This window comes from Conyzicola sp., from assembly GCF_057073975.1.
Map to the genome: position 1 here is coordinate 19691 of NZ_JBXMIS010000032.1, position 21367 is coordinate 41057.

At 69.0% G+C, this 21367-nt stretch carries 20 protein-coding genes; 2 read left to right on the plus strand and 18 right to left on the minus strand.

Features of this window, described 5'->3' with window-relative positions:
- Positions 1 to 25: 25 nt before the first annotated feature.
- The 9 genes from AC14A7_RS02780 to AC14A7_RS02820 are packed head-to-tail and all read right to left on the minus strand — an operon-like array spanning position 26 to position 9652.
- Entirely contained in the window at positions 26 to 1390 is a 1365-nt protein-coding gene (locus tag AC14A7_RS02780; protein ID WP_484006361.1) for an RsmB/NOP family class I SAM-dependent RNA methyltransferase, read from the minus strand.
- On the minus strand, positions 1387 to 2322 hold the full coding sequence (fmt, locus tag AC14A7_RS02785) for a methionyl-tRNA formyltransferase (protein ID WP_484006362.1): 936 nt from the start codon (positions 2320 to 2322) through the stop codon (positions 1387 to 1389). The genes AC14A7_RS02780 and fmt overlap by 4 nt, the downstream gene beginning before the upstream one ends.
- 22 nt (positions 2323 to 2344) lie before the next feature.
- Positions 2345 to 2986 carry a CoA transferase subunit B gene (locus AC14A7_RS02790; RefSeq protein ID WP_484006363.1) on the minus strand — a complete coding sequence of 214 codons (642 nt, stop codon included), beginning with the start codon at positions 2984 to 2986 and terminating at the stop codon, positions 2345 to 2347.
- Positions 2983 to 3696 carry a CoA transferase subunit A gene (locus AC14A7_RS02795; RefSeq protein ID WP_484006364.1) on the minus strand — a complete coding sequence of 238 codons (714 nt, stop codon included), beginning with the start codon at positions 3694 to 3696 and terminating at the stop codon, positions 2983 to 2985. The genes AC14A7_RS02790 and AC14A7_RS02795 overlap by 4 nt, the downstream gene beginning before the upstream one ends.
- Positions 3693 to 4493, minus strand: a complete 801-nt coding sequence (locus AC14A7_RS02800) for an HpcH/HpaI aldolase/citrate lyase family protein (protein ID WP_484006365.1) — start codon at positions 4491 to 4493, stop codon at positions 3693 to 3695. Before AC14A7_RS02800 ends, AC14A7_RS02795 begins: the two co-directional genes overlap by 4 nt.
- Entirely contained in the window at positions 4490 to 4966 is a 477-nt protein-coding gene (locus AC14A7_RS02805; RefSeq protein WP_484006366.1) for a MaoC family dehydratase, read from the minus strand. Before AC14A7_RS02805 ends, AC14A7_RS02800 begins: the two co-directional genes overlap by 4 nt.
- A complete protein-coding gene (locus AC14A7_RS02810; RefSeq protein WP_484006367.1) occupies positions 4966 to 6132 on the minus strand; it encodes an acyl-CoA dehydrogenase family protein in 1167 nt (388 codons plus the stop codon). The genes AC14A7_RS02805 and AC14A7_RS02810 overlap by 1 nt, the downstream gene beginning before the upstream one ends.
- Complete coding sequence (locus AC14A7_RS02815) at positions 6129 to 8096, minus strand: acetyl/propionyl/methylcrotonyl-CoA carboxylase subunit alpha (RefSeq protein ID WP_484006368.1); 1968 nt, start codon at positions 8094 to 8096, stop codon at positions 6129 to 6131. The genes AC14A7_RS02810 and AC14A7_RS02815 overlap by 4 nt, the downstream gene beginning before the upstream one ends.
- Complete coding sequence (locus AC14A7_RS02820) at positions 8096 to 9652, minus strand: carboxyl transferase domain-containing protein (protein ID WP_484006369.1); 1557 nt, start codon at positions 9650 to 9652, stop codon at positions 8096 to 8098. Before AC14A7_RS02820 ends, AC14A7_RS02815 begins: the two co-directional genes overlap by 1 nt.
- A 78-nt stretch (positions 9653 to 9730) precedes the next feature.
- On the opposite strand from AC14A7_RS02820, the gene AC14A7_RS02825 reads away from it, so the two are divergent.
- Positions 9731 to 10303 carry a TetR/AcrR family transcriptional regulator gene (locus AC14A7_RS02825; RefSeq protein WP_484006370.1) on the plus strand — a complete coding sequence of 191 codons (573 nt, stop codon included), beginning with the start codon at positions 9731 to 9733 and terminating at the stop codon, positions 10301 to 10303.
- Positions 10304 to 10323: 20 nt separating this feature from the next.
- Here the strand turns inward: AC14A7_RS02825 and AC14A7_RS02830 are convergent, their stop codons facing one another.
- The 5 genes from AC14A7_RS02830 to AC14A7_RS02850 all read right to left on the minus strand — a co-directional run bounded on the left by AC14A7_RS02830 (position 10324) and on the right by AC14A7_RS02850 (position 15422).
- Positions 10324 to 11211, minus strand: coding sequence for a class I SAM-dependent methyltransferase (locus AC14A7_RS02830; RefSeq protein WP_484006371.1), 888 nt, complete (start codon positions 11209 to 11211; stop codon positions 10324 to 10326).
- Positions 11141 to 12388, minus strand: coding sequence for a dihydrolipoamide acetyltransferase family protein (locus AC14A7_RS02835; protein ID WP_484006372.1), 1248 nt, complete (start codon positions 12386 to 12388; stop codon positions 11141 to 11143). Before AC14A7_RS02835 ends, AC14A7_RS02830 begins: the two co-directional genes overlap by 71 nt.
- Positions 12385 to 13383, minus strand: coding sequence for an alpha-ketoacid dehydrogenase subunit beta (locus AC14A7_RS02840; RefSeq protein WP_484006373.1), 999 nt, complete (start codon positions 13381 to 13383; stop codon positions 12385 to 12387). The genes AC14A7_RS02835 and AC14A7_RS02840 overlap by 4 nt, the downstream gene beginning before the upstream one ends.
- Entirely contained in the window at positions 13380 to 14504 is a 1125-nt protein-coding gene (pdhA, locus tag AC14A7_RS02845; protein WP_484006374.1) for a pyruvate dehydrogenase (acetyl-transferring) E1 component subunit alpha, read from the minus strand. Before pdhA ends, AC14A7_RS02840 begins: the two co-directional genes overlap by 4 nt.
- Before the next feature lie 156 nt (positions 14505 to 14660).
- Positions 14661 to 15422, minus strand: coding sequence for an SDR family NAD(P)-dependent oxidoreductase (locus AC14A7_RS02850; protein ID WP_484006375.1), 762 nt, complete (start codon positions 15420 to 15422; stop codon positions 14661 to 14663).
- 92 nt (positions 15423 to 15514) lie between these two features.
- On the opposite strand from AC14A7_RS02850, the gene AC14A7_RS02855 reads away from it, so the two are divergent.
- Entirely contained in the window at positions 15515 to 16708 is a 1194-nt protein-coding gene (locus AC14A7_RS02855) for an acetyl-CoA C-acetyltransferase (protein WP_484006376.1), read from the plus strand.
- On the opposite strand, the gene AC14A7_RS02860 is transcribed toward AC14A7_RS02855, so the two are convergent.
- Genes AC14A7_RS02860 through rpoZ form a run of 4 tightly spaced genes read right to left on the minus strand, consistent with a single transcriptional unit; the run spans position 16705 to position 21350 of the window.
- Positions 16705 to 18669: a primosomal protein N' family DNA-binding protein gene (locus AC14A7_RS02860; RefSeq protein ID WP_484006377.1), complete on the minus strand. Its 1965-nt coding sequence runs from the start codon at positions 18667 to 18669 to the stop codon at positions 16705 to 16707. The genes AC14A7_RS02855 and AC14A7_RS02860 overlap by 4 nt on opposite strands.
- 2 nt (positions 18670 to 18671) lie before the next feature.
- Positions 18672 to 19868, minus strand: a complete 1197-nt coding sequence (metK, locus tag AC14A7_RS02865; protein ID WP_484006378.1) for a methionine adenosyltransferase — start codon at positions 19866 to 19868, stop codon at positions 18672 to 18674.
- Between the two features lie 27 nt (positions 19869 to 19895).
- The gene (coaBC, locus tag AC14A7_RS02870; protein WP_484006379.1) at positions 19896 to 21074 is read right to left on the minus strand and encodes a bifunctional phosphopantothenoylcysteine decarboxylase/phosphopantothenate--cysteine ligase CoaBC; all 1179 of its coding nucleotides are present in this window, start codon (positions 21072 to 21074) and stop codon (positions 19896 to 19898) included.
- Positions 21075 to 21089: 15 nt separating this feature from the next.
- Positions 21090 to 21350, minus strand: coding sequence for a DNA-directed RNA polymerase subunit omega (rpoZ, locus tag AC14A7_RS02875; protein ID WP_484006380.1), 261 nt, complete (start codon positions 21348 to 21350; stop codon positions 21090 to 21092).
- Positions 21351 to 21367 lie beyond the last annotated feature (17 nt).

Below are 21367 nucleotides of genomic sequence, written 5' to 3' on the forward strand. Positions count from 1 at the left end.
TCAATGAGAAAAGCCCACTCTCGCGCTAGGCCGAAGGTCCTACCTGCAGCAGCTGGATGAACATCGCATCGGTCGAGTGGCGGTGCGGCCATAGCTGAACGTGCGTACCCTCTGGAAGGTCGAGGGGCTCGGTGGTGAGCGCGCGCAGCACGGATTGCGTGTCGAGCCGCGTCACGGCACCGCCGGCGCGCTTGAGTGCCCCCTCGACGATGACCTTCTTCTCGGCGAGGTGAGGAGAGCAGGTGACATAGGCGAGGATTCCGCCGGGCTTCAGCGCGGCGATCGCGGAGTCGAGGAGTCGCGCCTGCAGCCCCGCGAGCTCCGCGACGTCGCGGGGGGCCTTGCGCCACCGAGCCTCCGGACGCCGACGCAGCGCGCCGAGACCGGTGCATGGCGCATCGAGCAGGATGCGGTCGAACTCCCCCGGATGCGAGTCTCCGACGGTCGTGCCGTCGAGCTCCCACACCTCCGGCGCGTCGTCGAAGACGGCAAGCGCGTTGCGCACGAGCTGAGCGCGTGCAGGAACCAGCTCGTTCGCGGTCATGACGGCGCCGCCCGCCTTCGCCTCTGCGGTCAGAAGGGCGGCCTTGCCGCCGGGGCCGGCGCACAGGTCGAGCCAGCGCTCCCCCGCACGGATCGGCCGTGCGCGGCTGAGCGCAAGGGCCGCGAGCTGGGATCCCTCGTCCTGCACACGGGCGCGGCCCTCGCGCACCGCGGGAAGCTGAAGCGGGTCACCACTGTCGATGGTCGCTCCGACCGGTGAGAAGGCGGCACGGTAGGCATCCAGCTCATCGACGGTTGCGTGCCCGGGCAGGGCGGCCACACTCACGCGCGGCGGCACGTTGTCGGCGTCGAGCAGGTTGCCGAGCTCGCTCTCCCGCCCCTCGGTGGCCAGTGCTGCCTTGAAGGCGCGCAGAATCCAGAGCGGATGCGACGACTCGATCGCCAGAGCGTTGTCTCCCGCCACGCCCGCGAGCACGCGCGCGCGCCATTCCTCGGCGGGCGTGCGGGTGATCGTGCGCAGCACTCCGTTGACGAACCCGACAGCAGAGCGTGAGCCGACCGTCTTCGCGAGCTCGACGGACTCGTCGACCGCCGCGTGGTTGGCAACCCGCAGCGAGAGCAGCTGGTGGCACGCGAGCCGCAGCACATCGAGCACGGCTGGGTCGATCTTCTCCACCGATCGCCCCGCGGCGATCGCAATGACGGCGTCGTAGTAGCCCTGCATGCGCAGGGTTCCGTACGTGAGCTCTGTGGCGAGACCGGCATCAGCAGTCGAGAGCTTGGCGCGCTCGAGGCGCACGGGCAGGAGGAGGTTGGCGTAGGCATCCGAGTCCCGCACCGCGAGGATGACGTCGAGCGCTATGCGCCGTGCCGGCTGAACGCTCACTCTGCGACTCCGCTCGAGGTCGTGGGGCGGCCGCGCCACCAGTCTGCGGCGGCCATGGGCTTCTTGCCGGCTGGCTGCACGGTCACGAGCTCGATCGGATCCGTCGCCGTGCCGATGAGCAGAGACCGGTTGACGATGTCGAGGTGACCGGGAGCACGGCGCGCAATATCGCGGGCGATGGTGGCGTCGAGCACCTTGAGTCTGGAGCCGTCCACCGTTGTGAATGCGCCAGGCTCCGGTGTGACGCCGCGGATGTGGTTGGCCACCGTGACGGCATCCTGCCACCAGTCGAGCTGGCCGTCGGCCAGGCCGAGCTTCGGAGCGAGCGTTACGTCGCCTGCCTGCGGCGTCGCCGTCGCCGAGCCGTCGGCGAGGCTGTCGACGACGCGCAGCAGCAACTCTGCGCCGGAGACGCTCAGGGATTCGAGCAGGCTGCCCGCAGTCTGGTGGCGGCCGATCGGCTCGGTGAGCTGGGCGTAGACGTCACCGGCATCCAGCTCTGGCACCAGCTGGAACACGGATGCCCCTGTCACGTCGTCGCCAGCGAGGATCGCCCTCTGCACGGGCGCCGCACCGCGCCACCGCGGTAGGAGGGAGAAGTGCAGGTTGATCCAGCCGAGGCGAGGGGTCGAGAGCAATGGCTCCCGCACGAGCCCGCCGTAGGCGACGATCACGCCGAGGTCGGGAGCGAGTTCGGCGATGCGCTCTGTGGCAAAGCCGGCGAGCCTGTTCGCCTTGATGAGCTCGGTGTCGGCTGCGCCTGCGGCAGTGGCGGCGGCAACAGGTGTCGGCGTGAGGATCGCCTTGCGACCCTGGGGCGAGTCCTCTCTCGTCAGCACGGCGACGACATCGTGGTCGCTCGCGAGCAGCGCCTCGAGGCTGGGAACGGCGGCGGCGGGGCTGCCGGCGAAGACGAGGCGGAGAGGTTTCACTCCCCCATTCTCTCGTGAATGCCTAGGCCTGCCCCGCCAGCGAGAACGGTGCGCCGGTGCGCTCCCGCACCTCCTCGACCGTGACGCCTGGCGCGGTGGTTCGCAGCACGAGCGCCGAATCCACGATGTCGAAGACGGCGAGGTCGGTGACGATCATCTGCACCACGCCGGCACCGGTCAGCGGAAGGTCGCAGCGGTCCACGATCTTCGGGCTGCCGTCTTTCGCGGTGTGCTCTGTGATGACGATGACCATGGGTGTGCCGGCGACGAGGTCCATCGCTCCTCCCATGCCCTTGACGAGCTTGCCGGGAATACTCCAGTTGGCCAGGTCTCCTGTTGCAGAGACCTGCATCGCACCGAGGATGGCGGTGCGCACGTGCCCTCCGCGGATCATGCCGAACGAGGTGGCGGAGTCGAAGTAGCTGCCGCCGGGCTCGAGCGTCACCGTCTGCTTGCCCGCGTTGATGAGGTCGGCATCCTCCTCGCCCTCGAACGGGAACGGGCCCATGCCGAGAAGGCCGTTCTCGCTCTGGAGAATGACGCGTACCCCGTCGGGTAGGTGGTTGGCGACGAGCGTGGGGATGCCGATGCCTAGGTTCACGTACTGGCCGTCCTGCAGCTCGCGCGCCGCGATCGCCGCCATCTCGTCTCGCGTCCAGCTCATGCCGTTGCCTCCGCTCTCGGCCTCGTGGTTCGCTGCTCGATGTCTTTGACTCGAGGGGTCGAGCGCACGAGTCGGTTGACGAAGATGCCCGGCGTGACGACCGTGTCTGGATCGATGAAGGAGTCGGAGAGAACGACCTCTGCCTCGGCGATCGTGACGAGAGCGGCCGTGGCGACCAGCGGGTTGAAGTTGCGCGCCGTGTGCCGGTAGGCGAGGTTGCCGGCGGCGTCGGCAGTGTGCGCGTGAACCAGCGCCACGTCGGCGACGATGCCGCGCTCGAGGATGTAGGTGCGTCCGTCGAAGGCGGCGTGCTCCTTTCCCTCGGCGACGAGGGTGCCGACCCCCGTGGCCGTGTAGAAGCCGGGGATTCCCGCCCCGCCAGCGCGCAGGCGCTCAGCCAGCGTGCCCTGCGGCACGAACTCCACCTCCAGCACCCCGTCGAGGTACTGCTGCGCGAACAGCTTGTTCTCTCCGACGTAGGAGGCGATCACCTTGCCGACCTGGTGGTTCTCCAGCAGGATTCCGAGGCCCTTGCCGTCGACGCCCATGTTGTTCGAGACGATGACGAGATCGCGAGCACCGGTGTCCCGAAGTGCCTCGATGAGGTCGCTGGGGATTCCGCAGAGACCGAAGCCGCCGACGGCGACGACGCTGCCATCCCGCACCGTTCCCGCGATAGCCTCGGCGGCGGTCTCGTAGATCGCTGTCATGCCCGTCCTCCTCTCGTGAGCACCCGCCGCGCCTTCGTCAGCACCGGCCCGTCGACCATCCCGCCGCGGAAGACGAAGACCCCGCGCTCGCCCTGTGCTGCCGCAACGAGTGCCGCCGCGTACTCCAGCTCGTCCTCTGTTGGCGCGTAGGCCTCGCGGATCGTCTCCACCTGCAATGGATGGATGCACGCGGTCGCCGCGAAGCCGCTCGCCGCCGCGTCGCGAGCCTCCGCTGCGAGCCCGGCAGTGTCGGCGATGTCGAGGTGCACGGCGTCGATCGCAGCCTTGCCGTGGGCACCGGCAGCGATAAGCACGGCAGAGCGGGCGTGCAGGGCCACGGCACGGTAGTGCCCGTCGCGAAACCGGCTGTCGGTGCCGCCGAGGGAGGCGACGAGATCCTCTGCGCCCCACATCAGCGCGACGACATTGGGAGCGGCGGCGAGGGCTGGTGCTGCGAGCACTCCGGCGGCGGTCTCGCACAGCGCAATGACGTCGTAGTCAGCGAGGGATGCCGCGGAGGTTGCCTTCGCCAGCATGACGAGCCGATAGGCGGTGGCGCCGAGCGCCTCCAGGTCGCGGGCATGGTCATCGGTGCCAGCCGCGTTGACCCGCACGATCGTCGTGGCGGGGTCGAGGGGATGGTCGACGAGCGCCTGCCGGGCGGCGGCCTTGTGCTGCGGCGCCACGGCGTCCTCGAGGTCGAGGATCACGGCATCCGCTCGGTTCGCGGCCGTGCCGTAGCGCTCCGACCGATCGGCCGGGCAGAACAGCAGGGCGGGGCCGAGATCGAAGTTCATGGGCGGCTCCCCTCGGTCCAGACCATGACGGAGCGCGTGGCGACGGCGACAACGACGCCGTCCTGATTGCGGCCGGTGTGGCGAAGCACGACGATTCCCTGCCCCGGCCGGGACTCCGACAGCCGCTTCTCGACGACCTCGCTCTCGCTGTACAGGGTGTCGCCGTGGAAGAGCGGATGCGGGAAGCCGACCTCGGTGAAGCCGAGGTTGGCGACGATGGTGCCCTGCGTCAGCTGGGCGACCGATGCGCCGACGATCGTCGCGAGCGTGAACATCGAGTTGACCAGGCGCTGGCCGAAGGGCTGGGTCGCAGCAAAGGCCGCATCGAGGTGCAGGGCCTGCGTGTTCATGGTGAGGGTCGTGAACAGCACGTTGTCTGCCTCCGTCACCGTGCGTCCCGGCGTGTGCGCGTAGACCACGCCCGTCTCGAACTCCTCGAACCACAGCCCGCGCTGTTCGATGCGGCCAGACATCAGAAGCCGAGCTCTCTCGAGATCACCATGAGCTGCACCTCGTTGGTTCCCTCGCCGATCTCGAGGATCTTCGAGTCGCGGTAGTGGCGTGCCACCGGGTTCTCGTTGAGAAAGCCGTAGCCGCCGAAGATCTGGGTTGCGTCGCGTGCGTTGTCCATGGCGGCACCGCTCGCGATGAGCTTGGCGAGGCTCGCCTCGAGCTTGAAGCGCTCGCCCGCCACGAGCTTGCGGGCTGCCTCGTAGGTGGCGAGACGCGCGGTGTGAACCCGCGCCTGCATCCGGGCGATCATGAAGGCGATGTGCTGGTTTGACCCGATGGCGCGCCCGAAGACGTTGCGCGACTTCGCGTAGCGCATGGACTCCTCGAGGCACCCCTGGGCGGCTCCCGTGCAGAGCGCCGCGAACAGCACACGGCCCTCGTCGAGACTCTCGAGGAAGTTCGCGTAGCCGCGACCGCGCTCCCCGAGCAGGTTGGCCTCTGGCACACGCACGCCGGTGAGGGTGAGCGGGTGGGTGTCGGAGGTGTGCCACCCCACCTTGTCGTAGCTCGGCTCGACGACGAAGCCGGGGGTGCCGCTGGGAACGATGATCGCGCTCAGCTCGGGCCGACCGTCTGCCGTTCGCCCGGTAACGGCGAGCACCGTGACGAGTCGGGTGATGCGGCTGCCGGAGTTCGTGATGAACTGCTTCGTGCCGGTGATGGTCCAGCTGCCGTCCGACAGTTCCGCGGTCGTCTGCGTGCCACTCGCGTCCGACCCGGCGTCTGCCTCGGTGAGGCCGAAGGCGGCGAGGCCGCGTCCGCTGGCGAGGTCGGGCAGCCATTGACGGCGCTGCTCCTCTGTGCCGTTGCGGAAGATGGGCATCGCGCCAAGCCCGACGCCGGCCTCGAGCGTGACGCCGATGGACTGGTCGACCCGGCTCAGCTCCTCTATCGCGATGCAGAGATCGATGTAGTCACGGCCCTGGCCGCCGTACTCGACCGGGAACGGGAGCCCGAAGAGACCCATCTCGCCCATCTGCGCGATGATCCCGTATGGCAGCTCTCGCTTCGAGTCGTACTCGTATGCTGCGGGCGCGACGACGGTGTCGGCGAAGTCGCGCACCTGCGCGCGCAGTCTGTCGCGTCGGTCGGTCAGATCGAGGCGAGGATCGAGGGTCATGGTCATGCTGCTGCTCCTTTGTGAGGATGTGTGCCGCGAGCATCGATCCCCTGCGGATCGATGCGGGCAACGACCTGGCCCGTTCTGACCTGGTCGCCATTGCCGACGGTGAGGGTCACCACCCCGGCGACGGAGGCGAGCATTGTGTGCTCCATCTTCATCGCCTCGATCGTGAGGAGGGCGGTGCCAGCCTCGACGACAGTTCCTGTTGCGCTTGTAACCGAGACGACCGTGCCAGCCAGTGCCGTTCGCACCTCTGGGTCGATCGCCCCTGCCGCGCGAGTGAGCGTGGACCGATGGACCGCGAGTCGCTGGTCCCGGGTCTGCAGCGCGAACTCGTGGGTGCGTCCCGCCCCGTGCAGCCACAGCGCGTCGGCGGTGCGCGCCCAGCGAAACACCGTTGTGCGGCCGAAGATCTCGATGGATGCCGTCGCGGCATCGTGCGCGAACCGCGTCGGCACGCCATCGACGAGCGCCGCGCTCGGCGGGCCGGACACCTCGACCCCGAGGTATCGGGGCGGGCGATCCACGCCGATGCGGAAGCCCGTCGGCTGCCGCCACGGTGAGCCGGAGTGCCACGCGGCGGAGTGCTCGAGGAGGGCGGCCGCGGCCCGCGCTGCGACATCCGGCTCCAGGGTGCCGCCGGTGGGAAGTCGCTCGATGAGACCCGTGTCGATTCGGCCGGCGCGCACATCGTCGTTGCAGAGCAGCTCACGAAGGAAGGCGGCGTTCGTGCGCACTCCGAGCACCACGGTGTCGGCGATGGCACGGTCGAGCCGGTCGATGGCCTCGGCGCGCGTGCTGCCCCAAGCGATGACCTTCGCGAGCATCGGGTCGTACTCGGCGGAGATGACGAGGCCGGGCACGAGCGAGCTGTCGACGCGCACGCCCGGGCCGACGGCCTCCTCGAGAGCCACGACGACCCCGGTCGCCGGCAGGAACCCCGCCGAGGGGTCCTCCGAGTACAGCCGTGCCTCGATCGCATGGCCTGTCGTCGCGATCTCGCCGAGGGCGAGCTGCTCTCCCGCGGCGATGCGCAGCTGCCACTCGACGAGGTCGACCCCCGTGACGAGCTCTGTAACGGGATGCTCCACCTGCAGGCGGGTGTTCATCTCCATGAAGAAGAACTCGCCAGGAGAGCGGTCGGATACCAGGAACTCGACCGTGCCTGCTCCGACATAGTCGACACTGCGGGCGACCGCGCATGCGGCCGCGCCGATCGCGGCGCGCGTGGCCTCATCGAGCAGGGGCGACGGTGCCTCCTCGACGATCTTCTGGTGGCGGCGCTGCAGCGAGCACTCGCGCTCGCCAAGGTGGACGACCGTGCCATGCGTATCGGCGAGCACCTGCACCTCGATGTGCCGAGGAGACTCGATGTAGCGCTCGAGCAGGAGCGTGTCGTCGCCGAACGACTTGAGTGCGACGCGTCGCGAGGCAATCAGGGCTCCGCGGAGCTCCGACGGGTCGGAGACGACGGTCATGCCCTTGCCGCCACCACCGGCTGACGGTTTGATGAGCGACGGGAACCCGACGGTCTGTGCCGCCGTGACGAGCTCGTCATCGGACATACCCGCCGTTCCCGCCCCTGGCGTGGTCGCGACGCCGAACGCCTCGACGTGCTGCTTCGCGCGGATCTTGTCGCCCATGATCTCGATCGCCCGCGGGCCCGGCCCGACGAACACGAGGCCAGCCTCTGCGCAGGCCATGGCGAAGTCTGCGCTCTCCGACAGGAATCCGTAGCCGGGGTGCACCGCCTGCGCCCCCGAGCTCACCGCGGCACCCACGAGCGCTGCCGCATCGAGGTACGACCCGACCAGCAGCGCGGTGTCGGCCTCGGCAACGTGGCGGGCGCCCCGATCCCCCTCGGTGTACACCGCGACGGACTGGATGCCCAGCTCCCGCAGCGTGCGCATGACGCGACAGGCGATCTCGCCCCGGTTGGCGACAAGCACTCTCGAGAACATGGCCATCACATCCGGAACAGCCCGAAGGCTGGATCGGGCAGCGGCGTGCCGGCGCAGACGTCCAAGGCGAGACCGAGCACCGTTCTGGTGTCGGCTGGATCGATGACACCGTCGTCCCAGAGCCGGGCGGTCGAGTAGTACGGGCTGCCCTGCGACTCGTACTGCTTGCGAATGGCCTGCGGGTCGGAGGTTCCGACCGCAGAGAGGACGGAGGCAGCCTGCGCCCCGCCCATGACCGAGATGCGGGCGTTCGGCCACATCCAGAGGAATCGCGGCGAGTAGGCGCGACCGCACATCGAGTAGTTGCCGGCGCCGAAGGATCCGCCGATCACGACGGTCAGCTTCGGCACTCGAGTCGTGGCAACGGCCGTCACCATCTTCGCGCCGTTCTTGGCAATGCCGCCGGCCTCGGCATCGCGGCCGACCATGAAGCCGGAGATGTTCTGAAGGAACAGCAGCGGAATGCCCCGCTGGTCGCAGAGCTCGATGAAGTGAGCCCCCTTGAGCGAGGACTTGCTGAACAGCACCCCGTTGTTGGCCACGATGCCGACGGGATGCCCGTGCAGCCGTGCGAAACCGGTCACGAGGGTAGTGCCGTACTCGCTCTTGAACTCGTGGAACTCGCTCGCATCGACGAGTCGCGCGATGACCTCGTGCACGTCGTACGGCGCCTGCACGTCGGTGGGAACGACGCCGTAGATGCTGTCGGCGACGGCAGGCTCGCGAGACTCCACGACATCCCATGCCGGTGCGGGAGCGGCTGGAAGGGTGGAAATGATGTCTCGCACGATTCCGAGCGCATGGCGGTCGTCGTCGGCAAGGTGGTCGGTGACGCCAGAGACCTTCGAGTGCAGCTCTCCCCCGCCGAGCTCCTCTGCGGTGACCTCTTCTCCGATGGCTGCCTTCACGAGGGGCGGCCCGCCGAGGAAGATCGTGCCCTGTCCGCGCACGATGACCGTCTCATCGCTCATCGCCGGCACGTAGGCACCCCCGGCGGTGCACGATCCCATGACCGAGGCGATCTGCGGAATGCCGGCGGCCGACATGCGCGCCTGGTTGAAGAAGATGCGACCGAAGTGCTCGCGGTCGGGGAAGACCTCGTCCTGCATCGGCAGATAGGCCCCACCGGAGTCGACGAGGTAGACGCACGGCAGCCGGTTCTCCAGCGCGACCTCCTGGGCGCGAAGGTGCTTCTTGACGGTGAGTGGGAAGTACGTGCCGCCCTTGACCGTCGCGTCGTTGGAGATGACGAGGATCGGCCGGCCGTGCACGAGGCCGACGCCGGCGATCACACCGGCGGCTGGTGCCTCACCGCCGTAGTGGTCGCTCGCGGCGAGAGGGGCGAGCTCGAGAAAGGGACTGCCCTCGTCGAGCAGCTCGTCGATGCGCTCGCGTGGCAGGAGCTTTCCTCGAGCGACGTGGCGCTCGCGGGAGCGCTCTGGCCCACCGAGGGCGGCCGTTGCGAGGCGCTCGCGGAGATCGGAGACGAGGGCCTGGTGTGCGGCGACGTTCGCGCGATAGGAGTCGTTTGCGACGTCAGCCTCGCTGCTCAGGATCTGCATTGATCGTCCCCACGTGGTTAGTCATCACTAACTGAAAATAGGTTAGCCGCAATTAACTGGACTGTCTAGACTCTGGGTGTGACCCAGCCGACTCTTCGCAGCATCGCCAAGGCCGATCGCCGTCAGGCCCTGCTCGATGCCGCTGCAGCCCAGTTCGCCCAGCGTGGCTTCACCCGGGTATCCCTCGAGGACCTTGGTGCGGCCGTCGGCGTGAGCGGCCCGGCGGTGTACCGGCACTTCGCCGGCAAGCAGGCAGTGCTCGGGGCACTTCTGGTCGGGGTCAGCGAAGGACTCTGGGCGGGTGGGCGAGCCGTTGTCGATGCGGCACCGGATGCTGAAGCGGCGCTGACGGAGCTGGTGCGGTTCCACGTGCGATTCGCCCTCACGAACGCCGACGTGATCCGTGTGCAGGATCGCGACCTCGACAGCCTCACCGAAGGCGACCGCCACTCGGTGCGTGCGCTGCAGCGCTCGTACGTCGAGCTCTGGGTCGACGTGCTCCACCGGCTGCGACCAGAGGAGGAGCGCGCCGCCCTGCGCACGCGAGCGCACGCCGCGTTCGGGCTCATCAATTCCACGACGCACAGTGGAATCACACGGGAGACGCCGTCGATCCTCGAGCGCATGGCCATGGCGGCTCTCACCGCCTAGACCGCGGTGCTTGAGCAGCACTAGTCGAGCGGTTTCGTCGCGCGGCCGAGCACCGCCGTGGTCAGGTGGCCGAGCGTTCCGTCACCGCCGTTGCCGAGCATCGTGCGCAGCCGAGCAAGCACGTCGGCGCGCGATTCGTCGTCCATTCGCTCTACGAGAGGGCCGAATGGCGTGCCGAAAACCCCGGAGACCTCGGCGTCGAGCGTCGGCCAGCGCACGGCGAGAGACTCCTGCCGCACGGCGATCTCGTGGAAGCCAGCCACGCAGAGGCCGTCGACGATCGATGCCACCGACATGGTCACCGATGCATTCGAGAGGGGGCGATCGTCGGAGCTGAGGGCTGCCGCGAAGGAGTCGAAGGGGTCGAGAGGCTCCCCCGCCGCCCACGCCGAGACGGCTACGACCCCTCCGGGCCGCAGTACCCGACGGCACTCCCGCAGCGCGCCGAGCGGGTCGTCCATGAACTGCAGGCCCTGCTGGCAGAGAACGACATCGGCACTGCCGTCGTCGACGTCGAGCGCGGCCGCGCTGCAGACACGTGCGTCGATCGGAGCGAAACCGGGCCGCACACCAGCGCTCGCGTAGGAGAGCATGCGGCGACTGATGTCTGTGGCGATCACGAGACCGCCGCGCCCGGCGGCATGCGCCGCGGCCCTCGCAACGGCACCCGTTCCCGATGCGACATCCACGACCACATCGCCGACTCGAACGCCGGCGCGGGCGATCAGCCGCTCTGCCCACGGGGCGAAGAGCACGGGCTCGAGGTAGCGACGGTAGTGCTCCGCGATGCTTCCGGCCTCGAACTGCCCAGCGGCAGACTCCATCGTCGCCGTCACGTCACACCAGGGAGAGCACGGTCGCGGGATCGCGGAGGATGCCGCCGACGTCGACGAGGAACCGCGCGCCATGCTCGCCGTCCATCAGCCGGTGGTCGAACGAGAGGCTGAGCGTCATCACATCCCGCAGCGCCACTTGGTCGTCGTACTCCCATGGGAGTCGGCGCACGGCACCGATCGCGAGAATCGCGGCCTCCCCTGGATTGAGGATGGGGGTTCCCGCGTCGACCCCGAACACCCCGACATTGGTGACAGAGATCGTGCTGCCGGTCAGGGCGGCGGGAGCCAGCGTTCCGGCGCGGGCATCGGCGGCGACGGCGGCGATCGCGTCGGTGAGGGCACCGAGGGTCAGACGGTCGGCATCCCTGACGACGGGCACCATGAGCCCCCGCGGAGTGGCGACGGCCACCCCGAGGTGCACGGCCTCGAACCGGACGATCTCGTGGGAGCCCTCATCCCAATGAGAGTTCGCCTCCGGAGTTCTGGCGGCGGCGAGGCACATCGCCTTGGCTGCAACTGCCAGCAGGCTCGCACTGGCGCCGGTGGCCTTCAGCCGGCTCACCAGCTCCAGCGTCCTGGTCACATCGACGGTGAGGAACTCTGTGACGTGGGGCGCCGTGAAGGCGCTTGCCACCATGGCGGCGGCCGTTGCCTTGCGCACGCCCGTGATCGGGATGCGATTCTCCGATCGCTCCGATCGCTCCGGTCGACCACGCTCCCCTGCGGCCCGCTGCACGTCGTCGCGGGTTACCGCCCCGCCGTCCCCGGAGCCGACAATCCCGTCGAGCTCGACCCCGAGGTCGTGGGCGAGCTTGCGCACGGGCGGGGCCGCGAGCCACCGGGTCGACCGAGTCGGGGTCGCGATGGTGCCAGGCGTGGCGTGATCGCGGGGCCGCCGCTTCGGGCGGTTCCCGGTCTCGACGGCAGGGCCGTAGCCAACGAGCACGGGGGTTCTGGTGACCGCATCCGCCCTGTGATTGTCCTGAACCTCCGCGTCGTCAACCTCGGCCCCCGTCACCTCGAACGACGCGATGGGTGACCCGACCGCGACCGTCTGACCCGGCTCCACATGCAGGCGCGCGATGACGCCGGCGAAGGGCGAGGGCAGCTGAACGATCGCCTTCGCGGTCTCCACCTCGGCGATCGGCTGGTTGAGCGTCACCGTATCGCCGACGGCGACGTGCCACGAGACCAGCTCCGACTCGGTCAGGCCCTCGCCGAGGTCTGGCAGCGCGAAGTCGCGGATCATGCCGACCACCCCGAGAGCGAGTTGGCTCGCCCGAGCACCCGGTCGACGGCGTCGAGGATGCGGTCGAGATCGGGCAGGAAGTGCTCCTCCAGCCGGGCAGCCGGGTAGGGAACGTCGAAGCCGGTGACGCGCTGAGGCGGCGCTTCGAGGTCGAGGAAGCACCGGTCGGTGATCGTTGCCGCGAGTTCCGCGCCGAGACCACCGGACTGCTGTGCCTCGTGGGTGATCACCAGCCGCCCCGTCTTGCGCCCGCTCGCCTCGACGGTGGCGAAGTCCACCGGGGAGAGCGAGCGAAGGTCGACGACCTCGATGCTGATGCCCTCGTCGGAGGCGGCGGTCGCGGCATCCAGTGCGGTTGCCACGAGCGGACCGTAGGCCACGAGGGTCGCATCGGTGCCCGGCGTGACGACGCGGGCGCTGCCAAGCGGGAAGTCGAAGCCCTCGTCGACCTCGCCCTTCGTCCAGTACCGACGCTTCGGCTCGAAGAACAGCACGGGGTCATCGCAGGCGATCGCCTGCCGCAGCATCGTATGGGCGTCCTGCGGGGTGGCGCACGTGACGACGCGCAGCCCGGCGGTGTGCGCGAAGTACGCCTCTGGCGACTCGGAGTGGTGTTCGACCGCGCCGATGCCACCGCCGTACGGCACGCGAATGGTCAGTGGCATCCGCACAGCGCCCGCGGTCCTGTAGTGCATCTTCGCGACCTGGGCGACGATCTGGTCGAACCCCGGGTAGATGAACCCGTCGAACTGGATCTCACACACCGGCCGGAATCCCCGGTACGCGAGTCCGACGGCCGTTCCGATGATCGCCGACTCGGCGAGCGGCGTGTCGATGACGCGACCGGGCCCGAAGTCGCGCTGCAGCCCGTCGGTCACGCGGAACACCCCGCCCAGCTGGCCGATGTCCTCCCCCATGAGCAGTACACGCTCGTCGTCCTCCATGGCGCGGCGAAGCCCCGAGCCGAGCGCCTTGGCCATCGTGAGCTCCGTCATGATCCGAACCCCCCGAGGTATGCCTCGTACTGGCTTCGCTGGCGCTCGAGCTCCGCGTTCGGCTCGACGTAGGCGTGGTCGAAGACGCTCAGCGGTGCGGGGTCTGGCAGCGCAAGGCACGCGGCCCGGAACCGGGAGGCAAGGCTGTCGGCATCTGCGCTGATGGATGCCGCAACGGCGTCGTCTAGCACCCCCTCCGACCACAGGTAGGCCTCCACCCGCGCCAGCGGATCCTTCGCCGCCCACTCCTCGCGCTGCGGCGGGTCGACGTAGCGGGTCGGGTCGTCGGAGGTCGTGTGCGGCCCCATGCGATAGGTCACCGCCTCGATGTAGGTCGGGCCGCCTCCCGAGCGCGCGCGGGCGATGGCGCTGCGGGTGACGGCCATCACGGCGAGCACGTCGTTGCCATCCACGCGCACCGACGGGATGCCGAAGCCCGGCGCCCGATCGGCAATCGAGCGCCGTGCCTGCAGCCCGACCGGCTCTGAGATCGCCCAGTGGTTGTTCTGGCAGAAGAAGACAACGGGCGCCGAGAACGACGCCGCGAAGACCATCGCCTCGTTCACGTCGCCTTCGCTGGTCGCCCCATCGCCGAAGTAGGCGATCGCGACCGAGTCGACGCCGTCCTTGGCGCAGCCCATGGCGTAGCCGGTGGCATGCAGCGTCTGCGCTCCGATGATGATCGACGGCGTGGCCATGCCGACCTCGTAGGGGTTCCATCCGCACTGCGCTGTGCCACGCCAGACCTTCACCAGGTCGGCGAGGGCGACCCCGCGGCAGTAGGCGACCGCGTTCTCCCGATAGCTGCTGAAGGCGAAGTCGTCGGACCGAAGGGCGCGGGCAGAGCCCACCTGCGCTGCCTCCTGGCCGAGCAGCGGCGGCCACAGGCCGAGCTCGCCTTGCCGCTGGAGGGCGGTGGCCTCGGTATCGATGCGGCGCACCATCGCCATGTCGGAGTACAGCGCGAGGATGCTGCTCGAGGTGAGGTCGGCAATCCGGGAGTCGAACTGCGGATGCTGCGTGCGCACCCCCTGCGAATCGAGCAGCTGCACGATCTCGGTGGTGCCGGCTGCCTCAGGGGCAGCGGGCGGGGCGGTGCGACTGTCGTCGGCAATAGTCATACGCAACGAATCTCCGATCCGACACGCTCCCGGCGGGTGAGCCATGAACGCGACGATCCTCACAGCCGTGGTTGGTGAACCACAGGCTGAACCAGACGACGGTGTCTGGTGTTGCAGACGACGCTAGCCACCGGCAGTGGCAAAGGCAAGCACCCGCTAGCGCGGCTCCAGCCGAATGGCGCCGTCGAGGCGAATGGTCTCCCCATTGAGCATGGGGTTCTCGACGATGTGCTCGCAGAGCGCCGCGAACTCGTCGGCACGGCCAAGTCGGCTCGGATGCGGCGTCTTCCCGCCGAGCGCGTCCTGCGCTGCCTGTGGAAGGCCCGCCATCATCGGGGTCTCGAACACCCCCGGTGCGATCGTCACGACCCGGATGAGAGAGCTGGCGAGCTCTCTGGCGAGCGGAAGAGTCACCGCGATCACCCCGCCCTTTGACGAGGCGTAGGCGACCTGCCCGATCTGGCCCTCGTAGCCGGCAACGGATGCGGTGTTGACGATGACGCCGCGTTCGTCGTCGACGGGATCGTTGTGCTGCATGACCGCTGCGGCCTCGGCTGCTACTGTGACGGTTCCGCCAAGGTTGATGGCGACCACCCGCATGAATGACTCGAGCCGCAGCGGTCCATCGCGGCCAACCAGCCGTCCCGGCGTGGCCACACCAGCGCAGTTCACGACGATGCGCAGGGATCCGGTGCTCGACGCCTCAGCAACCGCAGAGGAGACCTGAGCCTGGTCGGTCACGTTGGTCGGCACGAAGTGCGCAGCGTCCCCGAGCTCTGACGCGACCGCCTCGCCGTCGGACGACGGGAGGTCGAGCAGGAAGACCTCGGCTCCCCTGGCTATCAGCCGCGATGCCGTGGCACGGCCGAGGCCCGATGCTCCCCCGGTGACGATGGCGTGTGCTCCCGCGATCTTCATGCGGTCATCCTAACTTCGGGCCCTCCCGTGACGGCCGGGCGATCGAGACGTAGCATCGAGCAGAAGGGTTCTCTCTCGAGATTGGTTCTGTCATGCCATCCTCCGTCATCGTTGCCGGGGCACGCACTCCCATCGGGCGCCTGCTCGGTGGCCTGTCCACGCTCTCAGCGGCAGAGCTCGGCGGCGTCGCAATCGCCGGCGCGCTCGAGCGATCGGGCATCGGTGCAGAGCGCGTGCAGTACGTGATCATGGGGCAGGTGCTGACCGCGGGTGCTGGCCAGCTGCCCGCGCGTCAGGCGGCGACAGCCGCTGGGATCGGCATGGATGTGCCAGCGCTCACCGTCGGCAAGGTGTGCCTCTCCGGCATCCAGGCGGTGATCCTCGCCGACCAGTTCGTGCGCTCCGGCGACCTGGACGTGCTGGTAGCCGGCGGCATGGAGTCGATGTCGCAGGCACCCCACCTGCTGCCTGGGTCGCGGCGAGGCACCAAGTTCGGGGCGATCACGCTGCTCGACCACATGCAGGTCGACGGACTTCACGATGTCTACACCGACGAGGCGATGGGGCTGCTCACAGAGCACACCAACGACGCGCAGCCCATCGGGCGGGAGGAGCAGGATTCGTTTGCGGCGCGGTCGCACCAGCTGGCCGCCGCGGCGTGGGAGTCCGGTCTGTTCGATGACGAGGTGGTGCCTGTCTCCGTTGCCCAGTCGAAGGGCGACCCTGTCGTCATCACGCGCGACGAGGGCATGCGCCCCGACACCACTGCGGCGACTCTCTCCGCGCTGCCAGCCGCCTTCCGCCCCGGCGGCTCCATCACCGCGGGAAACGCCTCGCCGATCTCCGACGGAGCGTGCGCGATGGTCGTCATGGACAAGGAGATGGCAGAGCGCGAGGGTATCTCCTGGCTTGCCGAGATCGGTGCGCACGGCATGGTGGCCGGTCCTGACTCGTCGCTTCAACTGCAGCCGGCCAACGCCATCCGCCTCGCGTGCGAGCGCCACGGCATCACCCCGGCCGATCTCGATCTCGTCGAGATCAACGAGGCATTCGCGGCGGTGGGCATCGCATCCGCGAATGACCTCGGCATTCCCCTCGACCGGGTCAACGTCAGCGGCGGTGCGATCGCCCTCGGGCATCCGATCGGCATGTCGGGCGCTCGAATCGTGCTGCACCTTGCCGTTGAGCTCGCGGCACGAGGCGGTGGCATCGGGGCGGCGGCGCTGTGCGGTGGTGGCGGGCAGGGCGACGCCCTCATCGTGACGGTGCCGAGGCGAGGCGCCTAGCTGTCGAGGAACGGCTCGACGTCGTCGAACCGGATGCGCAGCGTCGGCCGGGGAACGAACTGCTGCGACTTCACCGGAGGCCGGCGCTTGCCCGTGGCGTTACGCACCAGTTCTGCACGCAGGGCCGTCGCCACCTCCCCGCCCTTCGCGTAGTCGAACCGCACGATGGTTCGCACCTTCGGCGTTGAGCCGTCTGTCGTCGGGATGTCGACCGGGCCGAGAATGTCGGAGGCCTCGCCCTGCACCGCGGCCACCGCGTCTGCGACCGCCTGCAGCGACCCGGTGACCGTTGCGACCCGCACGGCCGGCGGGAACCGCAGCTGACGCCGATCGACGAGCTCTGCGCGGGCGTAGTCGGCCTGGCGCCACGTCGCGAGGGCGGATGCGAGCGCACCCCCGACCCCGACCAGTACCACGGGAGCCCGCGGGGCTGCCAGCGCTGCGGCGTTCGACCAGGTGCGAAGGCAGTCCTCCCCCACGCGGAGGCTCTCGCGCGCGACCAGGGACTCCCCGTCGAGCAGAAGCACGGCGCGATACCCGCCCGCGGCGACGGGCTCTGCCCCACGGGTGGCGATGACGAGCGCCGGCTCCGCGCTGACGTGCAGGATGGGGCGCTCCCCATCGGCGATGATGATGCGCACCCCGGGAAATGCCCGACCGAGGTCTTCTGCCGTGCGCGTGGCTCCCTGGCCGACCAGTCGCAGCTTGTCGCTGCCGCAGTTGGAGCAGGTCCACTTCGCCGCAATGGCGCCGCACCACACACACGACGGGATGGAGCGCGCCGCCTTCTGCGTCAGCGGCCCCTCACAGCGCCCACAGCGAGCACTCTGGCGGCAGTCGGCGCACGCGAGGCGCGGCGCATACCCCGGTCTTGCCACCTGCACGAGCACAGGCCCCGACTCGAGTCCCGCTTTCGCCTCGCGCCACGCGGCCGTCGGTATGCGTGCCTGTGCCGCCAGGCGGTCGTCGCTCGACTGCTGGGCGGTGGGGATCACCCGCGGGCGCACGGCGGGAACCGGCGAGACACTCGTGAGCCAGCCGAGCTCGACCAGGCGCTCCACCTCTGTGCTGCGGGAGTGGGAGAAGAAGAACAGGTCGGTCTCCTGCTGCTCCTGGCGGAGCAGGGCGGCATCCCTCGTGTGCACGTAGGGGCTCAGCGGCTCGGCGTGCAGGGGATCGCCGTCGTCCCAGATGGCGATGAGCCCGAGGTTGCCCGCTGGCGCGTAGACGGCGGAGCGGTTGCCGACGATGACGAGCGGCCCGCCGCGAAGGCAGCGGAGGAAGTTGCGATACCGGTCCGCGTTCGACTGGCGCGCGTCGAGACGCACGACGAGCTCGGCGGGAAGCACGGCGGCGAGTGCCGCCTCGAGCTGCTCCTGGTCACGGTAGTCGGGAACCGCGAGGATCGCAGAGCGGCTTCCCGCGACCGCCTCCCGAGCGGCAGCAGCCATCGTCACCGCCCAGCGCCCAACCCACACGTCGGGGGCGACCTCTTCCACACCCGGGAGCGCATCGACCGCTAGCCGCCCGTGGAACACCCCGCTCTGGTAGCCCTCGATTGCGGCAGCGCCGGGCAGGGCTGGCGCGTCGCCCGCCTCTGACGCGAGGTAGGCCTTCTCCACCCGCACCTGCCGGCCAGGCACAGCGAGGCGGATGATGTCGCTGGCGTTGCCTGCGGCGCGCTCCGACGCCCGCCTCGCAAGCGCCCAGACCTCGGGCGCGAGCACGGGAACCGGCGAGGTGACGGCATCGAGCTCGCTGAGCGCGCCCGTGTAGTCGCCCGGCTCCCCGAGCTCGACGATGTAGCCGTCTGCGACGCGCCCCGCGGATCGCAGCGGCACCCGCACCCGCACCCCGGGCCTCGCAGACTCGCGCAGCGCATCCGGTATGCCGTAGTCGAAGAGCCGGTCGAGCTGCGGCAGGGGTGAGTCGATGAGCACCCTGGCGACGGATGCTGTCATCTCTACAGCTTCGCGGCAGTTCTGAGCGCGTCGACGCGGTCGAGTCGCTCCCAGGTGAAGTCGGGCAGCTCACGGCCGAAGTGGCCGTAGGTGGCCGTCTGCGCGTAGATCGGCCGCAGCAGGTCGAGGTCTCGGATGATCGACGACGGGCGAAGGTCGAACGACTCGCGGATGGCATCGATGATGGTCGCCTCTGGCAGGTGAGCGGTGCCGAACGTCTCCACGTAGAGCCCGACGGGAGCCGCCTTGCCGATCGCATAGGCAACCTGCACCTCGAGACGGTCGGCGAAGCCGGCGGCGACCGCGTTCTTGGCCACCCAGCGCAGTGCGTAGGCGGCAGAGCGGTCGACCTTCGACGGGTCTTTTCCAGAGAATGCGCCGCCGCCGTGGCGCGCGGCGCCCCCGTAGGTGTCGACGATGATCTTGCGGCCGGTGAGTCCGGCGTCGCCCTGCGGCCCGCCGATGTGGAACACACCCGTCGGGTTGATGAGCACTGTCACCTTCGACGAGTCGAGGTCGACAGAGGAGAGCACCGGATCGATGACGAGCGTGCGGATGACATCGCGCAGGTCTTCTGTCGAGATGGCGGGCGAGTGCTGCGTCGAGACGACGACGGTCTCAACGGTGCGGGGAACGACTCCGTCGTAGCCGATCGTCACCTGCGTCTTGCCGTCGGGTCGGAGGAAGTCGACCTGCCCGGTCTTGCGCACAGACGCCAGCTTCTCAGCCAGTCGGTGCGCGAGCCAGATTGGAAGCGGCATGAGCTCTGGGGTCTCGACCGTCGCGTAGCCGAACATGATGCCCTGGTCACCGGCGCCCTGGGCGTCGTCGGCGTCGATGCTGGTGCCCTCGCGCGTCTCGAGCGCGCTGTTGACCCCCTGCGCGATGTCGGGCGACTGGCCGCCGATCGAGATGGAGACGCCGCACGAGCGGCCGTCAAACCAGACGTCAGACGAGTCGTAGCCGATATCGGTGATGCGCTTGCGCACGATGCCGGGGATGTCGACGTAGCCGGTCGTGCTCACCTCGCCGGCGACGTGCACGAGACCCGTAGTCACGAGGGTCTCCACCGCGACGCGCGCGTGAGGGTCGACGGCGAGAAGGGCGTCGAGGATGCTGTCGGAGACCTGGTCGCAGATCTTGTCTGGGTGGCCCTCGGTGACCGACTCGGACGTGAACAGACGCAACGGGGAACTCATGTGGATTGCCTAACGGGTGCCGGGAGCCTACGCGAGCAGGTCGAGGATGCTGTGGGCCACGGCGCTCTTGCTGCCGCTGGCCTCGCTCACTATAACGCCAGCCCCCGTGATGATGACGACCTCGTTACGCTCGGAGGCGAAGCCCTCGGTCCAGCCGACCCTGTTGACGACGAGGTAGTCGACACCCTTGCGGGCCGCCTTGGCGCGACCGATCTCGAGCAGCCGCTCTGCATCCTGCTCCGTCTCTGCGGCGAAGCCGATGACCTGCTGTCCGGCAGGACGCGTGGCGGCAAGAGACTGCAGGATGTCGGGGTTCTTCACGAGGGTCAGCTGCAGGGTGTCGCCCTGCGACTCCTTCTTGATCTTCGCGTCGGCAACGGTCTCTGGGCGGTAGTCGCTCACGGCGGCGGCCATGATGACGACGTCAGCATGCAGCGCCGCAGACTCCGTCGCAGCCTGAAGCTCGAGGGTCGATGAGACGTGGTGGACGGTCATGCCGACGGGCGCGTCCACCTCGAGGTTTGCCCCGATCAGGGTCACGTCGGCACCGCGTGCCTGCGCCGCGCGGGCGATGGCCACACCTTGGCGCCCACTCGACCGGTTGCCGATGAAGCGCACGGGGTCGAGCGCCTCGCGCGTTCCCCCAGCGGTGACCAGGATGCGCAGGCCGGCCAGGTCCTTCGGTCCGACCGCTGCGAGGGCGGCTGCCACTATCTCGTCTGGCTCCGACATGCGGCCAGGTCCGGCATCCGAACCCGTCAGCTGCCCGACGCCGGGGCCGACGACCGTGACGCCGCGATCGCGCAGGGTCTGGATGTTGGCGACGGTTGCCGGGTTCTGCCACATCTCGGTGTGCATGGCCGGCGCAATGACGACAGGCGCCGTCGAGGCGAGGATGGAGTTGCCGAGCAGGTCATCGGCCAGGCCGTTGGCAAGCTTGGCGATCGTGTTCGCCGTTGCGGGAGCCACGACGATGAGGTCGGCCGCCTGTCCGATCGCCACGTGGCGAACCTCGGCGACGCCCTCGTAGAGGTCGGAGTGCACCGGATTGCGGCTGATGGCCTCGAGGGTCGGCCGGCCGACGAAGCGCAGTGCCGCCTCCGTGGGGATGACGTGCACGTCGTGCCCGGCAAGCACAAGAGCCCGGATGACGTTGACGGCCTTATAGGCGGCGATGCCACCCGTGACACCGACAACGATGTTCATGCGACTGCGAGGAACTTAGTCTTCGCTCAGACGCTTGAGAACCAGCTTGTCCTCGTTGATCTCCTTGAGGGCGACCGAGAGCGGCTTGTCGTCGATCGTCGAGTCGACGAGCGGGCCGACGTTGTCGAAGAGCGAGCCCTCGTGCAGGTCGGCGTAGTAGTCGTTGATCTGGCGGGCGCGCTTGGAGGCGAAGATCACGAGCTGGTACTTGGAGTCGACCTTCGAGAGCAGCTCGTCGATAGGCGGGTCAATGATTCCACTGTGACGGTCGACCATGGTGTTGCTCCTTCAGA

Coding starts and splice junctions, on each gene's coding strand:
- AC14A7_RS02810 (WP_484006367.1), bottom strand. CDS start 6,132: ATGACCATGACCCTCGATCCTCGCCTCGATCTGACCGACCGACGCGAC.
- AC14A7_RS02820 (WP_484006369.1), bottom strand. CDS start 9,652: ATGCAGATCCTGAGCAGCGAGGCTGACGTCGCAAACGACTCCTATCGC.
- AC14A7_RS02835 (WP_484006372.1), bottom strand. CDS start 12,388: ATGATCCGCGACTTCGCGCTGCCAGACCTCGGCGAGGGCCTGACCGAG.
- metK (WP_484006378.1), bottom strand. CDS start 19,868: ATGAGTTCCCCGTTGCGTCTGTTCACGTCCGAGTCGGTCACCGAGGGC.
- AC14A7_RS02790 (WP_484006363.1), bottom strand. CDS start 2,986: ATGAGCTGGACGCGAGACGAGATGGCGGCGATCGCGGCGCGCGAGCTG.
- AC14A7_RS02840 (WP_484006373.1), bottom strand. CDS start 13,383: ATGACGGAGCTCACGATGGCCAAGGCGCTCGGCTCGGGGCTTCGCCGC.
- rpoZ (WP_484006380.1), bottom strand. CDS start 21,350: ATGGTCGACCGTCACAGTGGAATCATTGACCCGCCTATCGACGAGCTG.
- AC14A7_RS02795 (WP_484006364.1), bottom strand. CDS start 3,696: ATGACAGCGATCTACGAGACCGCCGCCGAGGCTATCGCGGGAACGGTG.
- AC14A7_RS02805 (WP_484006366.1), bottom strand. CDS start 4,966: ATGTCTGGCCGCATCGAACAGCGCGGGCTGTGGTTCGAGGAGTTCGAG.
- AC14A7_RS02855 (WP_484006376.1), top strand. CDS start 15,515: ATGCCATCCTCCGTCATCGTTGCCGGGGCACGCACTCCCATCGGGCGC.
- AC14A7_RS02850 (WP_484006375.1), bottom strand. CDS start 15,422: ATGAAGATCGCGGGAGCACACGCCATCGTCACCGGGGGAGCATCGGGC.
- AC14A7_RS02815 (WP_484006368.1), bottom strand. CDS start 8,096: ATGGCCATGTTCTCGAGAGTGCTTGTCGCCAACCGGGGCGAGATCGCC.
- AC14A7_RS02830 (WP_484006371.1), bottom strand. CDS start 11,211: ATGGCGCGCGGTTCCTCGTCGACGTCGGCGGCATCCTCCGCGATCCCG.
- coaBC (WP_484006379.1), bottom strand. CDS start 21,074: ATGAACATCGTTGTCGGTGTCACGGGTGGCATCGCCGCCTATAAGGCC.
- AC14A7_RS02800 (WP_484006365.1), bottom strand. CDS start 4,493: ATGAACTTCGATCTCGGCCCCGCCCTGCTGTTCTGCCCGGCCGATCGG.
- AC14A7_RS02860 (WP_484006377.1), bottom strand. CDS start 18,669: ATGACAGCATCCGTCGCCAGGGTGCTCATCGACTCACCCCTGCCGCAG.
- pdhA (WP_484006374.1), bottom strand. CDS start 14,504: ATGACTATTGCCGACGACAGTCGCACCGCCCCGCCCGCTGCCCCTGAG.